This is a genomic window from Phenylobacterium sp., from assembly GCF_036402295.1.
Classification (GTDB): Bacteria; Pseudomonadota; Alphaproteobacteria; order Caulobacterales; family Caulobacteraceae; genus Phenylobacterium.
On sequence record NZ_DASWTE010000359.1, the window covers coordinates 1 to 5,613 of the forward strand.

Sequence of the window (5,613 nt, forward strand, 5' to 3'; positions counted from 1 at the left end):
CACCGCCGGGCGTGGCGGCCGGTGAAGCTGGTGCTGGCGGGCGTCGACCCGCGCACGGTCGAGCCCGAACAGGGCGAGCTCACCTTCGACTGACGTTCGGTGAGGTCAGAGCGCCTTGGCCATGAACAGGCAGGGGTTCTCCGGGTCGTTCCAGAGGTCGGTGAACTCCTCCAGCGGGCGGAAGCCCATCGCGCGGTAGAAGGCGCGGGTCTCGGCGTAGGGCTCGTAGACAGCGGACGGGCCCAGGGTCTTCACGGTCAGCCACAGGTCTTCGGCGCGGGCGGCGCGCTCCGCCTGCGCCATCAGCGCCCGGCCGACGCCGTGGCGGCGCAGGTCACGGCGGGCGGCCATGAACCAGATCTCGAGCGCCGCCTCGTGGCGCTTCAGGATCATGAGGCCGGCGGGCCCGCCGTCCAGGGTGGCCAGCCAGGTGGATTGGGTTTCGGCGGCGGTCTCGTAGCCGGCGTTGGAATCCGGCTTGCCAAACCAGTCGGAAAGGTCGGCGAGGAGGTCGCGGCAGATGCCGCCGCAGCCGCCGTCGCGCAGGACAGTCTCGATCATGGATGTCTCACAGGTTCTCGTCGCCCGGGACGGGCAAAGAAGGCGCTGCGGTCCGACTGGCGCGGAGTCTAGGCCGCTGAGCTTGATCGTTTCAATCAAGATTGACCCTCGCCCGCCCCTGCGGCTGCCATGCGGCGCATGAGCGATGAGATCCTGGTCGGGGCCTTGCGCCTGCAGTCCGAGGTGTGCCGCGAGTTCGGCTCGCCATTCAACGGCGCGATGCTGGCCCACATGGCCGCCGACCTCGAAGCGGGCGGGCCGGTCGGCGAGCTGCTGACGCCGTGGAAGGGGGCTTCCCGCCGGAAGGTCTTCGACGAGGCGGCGCCGATCCGGCTGGTCAACGCCTTCACCCACCTGGCGGCCGGCGACGAGGTTCCGGAGCTGTCGCGCGCCTATCCGCGCGACGGGCGGCCGGGCGACCCGGACGCGGCCTGGACCGTCGGGCGCGCCCTGATCGCCAGCCAGCACGGGCGCCTGACCGCGTTCATGGGCCACGAGCCGCAGACCAATGAAGTGCGGCGTTCCGGCGTGCTGCTGGGCGGGTTCCTGCGGGTGGCGGCGGAAACGGGCCTGCCCCTGCGCTGTTTCGAGCTGGGCGCCAGCGCCGGCCTCAACATGCTGTGGGACCGGTTCCACTACCGCCTGAGCCAGGATGACGGGGGCGACGCCGAGTGGGGCGACCCCGCCGCGACGGTGCGCGTTCCGATCGACTGGAGCGGCCCGGCGCCGCCGGTCGACGCCAAGCCGCAGGTCGTCGAGCGCGCCGCCTGCGACCGGCGGCCGACCGATCTGACCGATGCCGCGCAGCGTCAGCGCCTGCTGGCCTGCATCTGGCCCGACCAGTTCGACCGGCTGGAGCGCAGCCGGGCCGCGATCGCCCTCGTCGCGGAACTGGGCCTGCGGGTCGAGGCGGCCGACGCGCTGGACTGGGTCCGCGCCCGCGTGCAGCCGCAATCCGGAGCGGCCACGGTGCTGTACCACTCGATCTTCTGGCAGTACCTGCCGGCCGAGACGCGCGAGGGGCTGACGGCGGCGATCGCCGAGATCGGCGCGCAGGCGACGGAGGCCGCCCCGTTCGCCTGGCTGCGGATGGAGCCGTCGCCCGAAAATCTCGCCGTCGTGGAGCTTCGGCTGACCTGCTGGCCGGGCGGCGAGGACCGGCTGCTGGCCGTGGTCCACCCGCACGGAGCCTGGGTGCGGGCGTCCTAGCTCCACGGGGAGTAGTGGGCGCCGCCGATGCGCGCCCGGCGCGAAGTCGGGCAGGCTAAATTAACCTCGGTCACCTAGCGTGACAGGAACCCCCCCCAGTTCCGAGCCGTCCCCCCGCGTATGCTTTCGGTCCTGTCCTGTATCGTCGTCGAGCACGACTTGCGCCTCGTCGTGTTGGCCGCGCTGGTGTGCGCGACCGCCTGCACGGCGGCGTTCGGCTTTCATTTGAGGAGCCTCGCGGCGTCCGGCGCCGGGACGCGCCGGGCGTGGATGGCGCTGACCGGCCTCGTCGCGGGCTCGGGCGTGTGGGCGACGCACTTCGTGGCGATGCTGGCCTACCAGCCGCACCTGACGATGGCCTACGAGATCGGTCTCACCGTCGCCTCGCTGGCGACCGCGGTGGTGGGGATGGGCGTGGGCTTCGCGCTGCCGGTGCTGCAGCCGGGTCGGGCCGTGACCCTGGCGGGCGGCGCGCTCACCGGCTTCGCCGTCGCCGCCATGCATTTCATGGGCATTGCCGCCCTGCGCGCTCAGCTGCGCATCGAATGGGACGAGCGCTACGTGGTGGCGTCGATCCTGGTCGGCGCGGCGGGCGCGGCGGGCGCCTTCCATGCGCGCGGCAGGTTGAAGGGTCGCGTCGGCTGGGCCGTGCCGGCGCTCTTGCTGGTGCTGGCCATCGTGGGCCTGCATTTCACGGCCATGACCGCCGTGCATCTGATCCCGGACCCGACCCGGGCCGTGCCGGCCGAGGTCGTGGGCCGCGGCGTGCTGGTTGTGGCTACGGTGGCGCTGGCGGCGCTGCTGCTGGCGGCGGCCTCGAGCCTGATCTGGATGGAGCGGCACGGTCACCGCACCACCCTGAGCGGCCTGCGCGACGCCCTGGACGTCGTGCCGTCTGCGCTGGCGTTCTACGACACCGAGAGCCGCCTGTTGTCGTGGAACCGGCCCTACGTCCGATTCATGGCCGACGTGGGCGTCGAGGTCCGTGAAGGGCTGACGCGATACGCCATGGTCGAGGCCGCGCTGCAGGCCGGCTGGTGGCCCGCGGACGGCAGCGACGAGCTCGAACGCCGTCGCGTGGCCACCAACGGAGCCTCCCCGCCGATGCTGCTGAAGTCGACCGACGGGCGCTGGATCCGCCACGAGTCGTTCGCCACCGCCGACGGCGGCGGGGTGACCGTGCTCACCGACATCACCGAGCAGGAGCAGGCGGCCCAGGCGCTGGCCGACGCCCGCGACGCGGCCGAGGCCGCCAACCGCGCCAAGGGGCAGTTCCTGGCCAACATGAGCCATGAGATCCGTACGCCGCTGAACGGCGTCCTGGGCGTGGCCGACGTGCTTGCGGGGACCTCGCTCGATCCGCAGCAGGCTCAGCTGGTGGGGGTGATCCGCACCTCGGGTTCGCTGTTGAACGCGCTGCTCACCGACCTTCTGGACCTCGCGAGGGCTGAGGCGGGCGCGGCGGAGTTGCGGCCCGAGCCCACGTCGCTGTCCGAAGTGGCGCAGGGCGTGCGTGCCCTCTTCGCGGCCCGCGCCGAGCAGAAGGGCGTGACGCTGACACTCGAGATCGACGAGGCCTGCGGGCGCGTGGCCTGCGACGGGCTGCGCCTGCGCCAGGTGCTGGGCAACCTGGTCAGCAACGCCGTGAAGTTCACCGAGGCCGGCGAGGTGGCGCTCCGGGTCAGCCGCAACGGCGACCGGGTGACCTTCGCCGTCCGCGACACGGGCGTGGGCTTCGACGAGGCCGCCAAGGGGGCGCTATTCGGCCGGTTCCAGCAGGCCGACGACAGCTCCACCCGCCGGCACGGCGGCGCCGGGCTGGGGCTCGCCATCTGCCGCGAGTATGTGACCCTGATGGGCGGCGAGCTGGACTGCGTCAGCACGCCCGGCCAGGGTTCGACCTTCGCATTCACGCTGCGCCTGCCGCGCCTGCCCGACGCCGCGGCCGCCGTCCCAACGCTGCCGAGCCCGGCCGAGCCGGGCCGGTTCCGGGTGCTGGTGGTCGACGACAACGAGATCAACCGCCAGGTCCTGGGCCTGATCCTGGACGCAGCGGGCATCGAGCATGCCGCCGTGGAAGACGGGCGCGCCGGCCTCGAAGCAGCGGAGACGGGCGGCTTCGACGCCGTGCTCATGGATATCCAGATGCCGGTGATGGACGGCCTGGAGGCCACCCGCCGGATCCGCGCCTGGGAGGCGGCCGCGGGCCGCGCCCGGATGCCGATCTTCATCGTCTCAGCCAACGGTCTGCAGGAACACGTGGACGCGGGCGTCGCCGCCGGCGCGGACGGCCACCTGAACAAGCCCGTGTCCGCCGCCCAACTGTTGGGCGCCCTGGGCCCCCACGCCGCCGCGCGGCTAGCGGCTTAAGACCTCATTCACCATGGCCGGTAAGACGGTCTTCACCATGTCGGCCCCAGGATTCTAAGGTGTTTCCTGGATTTCAGAGGTGAGCCCCATGGCGCTGCCGGTCGACGCCATCCTTACGGGCGATTGCATCGAGGAGCTGAAGAAGCTCCCCGACCGTTCGGTCGACCTGGTCTTTGCCGACCCGCCCTACAACCTGCAGTTGGGCGGCGACCTCTTGCGGCCGGACAACTCCAAGGTCGACGCCGTCGACGACCATTGGGACCAGTTCGAGAGCTTCGCGGCCTACGACGCCTTCACCAAGGCCTGGATGGCCGAGTGCCGCCGGGTGCTGAAGGACGACGGGGCGCTGTGGGTGATCGGCAGCTACCACAACATCTTCCGCGTGGGCGCGACGCTGCAGGACCTCGGCTTCTGGATCCTCAACGACATCGTCTGGCGCAAGTCGAACCCGATGCCGAACTTCAAGGGCACGCGGTTCACCAATGCCCACGAGACCTTGATCTGGGCGACCAAGAGCCGGGGCGGGCGGCGCTACACCTTCAACTACGACGCCATGAAGATGGCCAATGACGAGTTGCAGATGCGCTCGGACTGGACGCTGCCGCTGTGCACCGGCGACGAACGGCTGAAGGACGACAACGGCGACAAGGCCCACCCCACCCAGAAGCCCGAGGCGCTGCTGCACCGGGTGATCATGGCCTCCACCAAGCCGGGCGACGTGATCCTGGACCCCTTCTTCGGCACCGGCACGACGGGCGCCGTCGCCCGCCGGCTGGGTCGCAAGTTCGTCGGCATCGAGCGCGAGGAGAGCTACGCGAAGATCGCGAAGGCGCGCATCGCCAAGGTGATTCCGGCGACCGCCGAGGAGATGGTCGTCACCGGCTCCAAGAAGGCGGAGCCGCGGGTGCCGTTCGGGTCGCTCTTGGAGGCCGGCCTGCTGCGTACGGGCGACGTGCTCTACTGCCCGCAGGGGCGCAACGCCGCCCGGGTGCGGGCGGACGGCAGCCTCGTGGTGGGCGAGCTCGCGGGCTCGATCCACAAGGTGGGCGCCATGGTGCAGTCGGCCCCGGCCTGCAACGGCTGGACGTACTGGCACTTCAAGACCGACAAGGGCCTCGCGCCCATCGACGTGCTCCGCGCGAAGGTGCGGGCGCAGCTGCCGGCATAGGCGGCTCGCCGCCGATTGGGGCTCGACGCCGTACCGCAGTTTCGGCCACCCTGAACCAAACGGGCGTTTGCACGGGGAAGCACTGATGGGCGGGCGGCGGCGGTGAACCCGCGCATCTATGTCCTGACGCTGTGCACCTTCGCGTTCGGCTCGGCGGCGTTCATCTTCGCAGGCCTCATCGAGCCGATGGCGGCGGACCTCGGGGTCTCTACCGCCGTGGCCGGCCAGCTGCAGACCGCCTACGTCCTGACCTCGGCGGTGCTGGGCCCGGTCGTGGCCTGGGGTCTCGGCCGCATGGACCGGCG

The 5,613-nt window shown here is 71.3% G+C and carries 4 protein-coding genes and 1 pseudogene; 4 read left to right on the forward strand and 1 reads right to left on the reverse strand.

From position 1 onward, the window contains the following. Positions 1-105: 105 nt before the first annotated feature. Complete coding sequence (locus VGD44_RS21220) at positions 106-561, reverse strand: GNAT family N-acetyltransferase (protein WP_331090375.1); 456 nt, start codon at positions 559-561, stop codon at positions 106-108. A gap of 138 nt (positions 562-699) precedes the next feature. On the opposite strand from VGD44_RS21220, the gene VGD44_RS21225 reads away from it, so the two are divergent. The 4 genes and pseudogenes from VGD44_RS21225 to VGD44_RS21240 all read left to right on the forward strand — a co-directional run. Further along, positions 700-1,770, forward strand: a complete 1,071-nt coding sequence (locus VGD44_RS21225) for a DUF2332 domain-containing protein (RefSeq protein WP_331090376.1) — start codon at positions 700-702, stop codon at positions 1,768-1,770. A gap of 120 nt (positions 1,771-1,890) precedes the next feature. Further along, positions 1,891-4,140, forward strand: coding sequence for an ATP-binding protein (locus tag VGD44_RS21230; protein ID WP_331090377.1), 2,250 nt, complete (start codon positions 1,891-1,893; stop codon positions 4,138-4,140). A gap of 88 nt (positions 4,141-4,228) precedes the next feature. Next, the gene (locus VGD44_RS21235; RefSeq protein ID WP_331090378.1) at positions 4,229-5,308 is read left to right on the forward strand and encodes a site-specific DNA-methyltransferase; all 1,080 of its coding nucleotides are present in this window, start codon (positions 4,229-4,231) and stop codon (positions 5,306-5,308) included. A gap of 102 nt (positions 5,309-5,410) precedes the next feature. Beyond that, positions 5,411-5,613: pseudogene (locus VGD44_RS21240) on the forward strand (MFS transporter); the annotation flags it as partial.

What these genes read in the sequence shown, in the direction of transcription:
- VGD44_RS21220 (WP_331090375.1), bottom strand. Translation starts at nt 561, where the DNA reads ATGATCGAGACTGTCCTGCGCGACGGCGGCTGCGGCGGCATCTGCCGC.
- VGD44_RS21225 (WP_331090376.1), top strand. Translation starts at nt 700, where the DNA reads ATGAGCGATGAGATCCTGGTCGGGGCCTTGCGCCTGCAGTCCGAGGTG.
- VGD44_RS21235 (WP_331090378.1), top strand. Translation starts at nt 4,229, where the DNA reads ATGGCGCTGCCGGTCGACGCCATCCTTACGGGCGATTGCATCGAGGAG.
- VGD44_RS21230 (WP_331090377.1), top strand. Translation starts at nt 1,891, where the DNA reads ATGCTTTCGGTCCTGTCCTGTATCGTCGTCGAGCACGACTTGCGCCTC.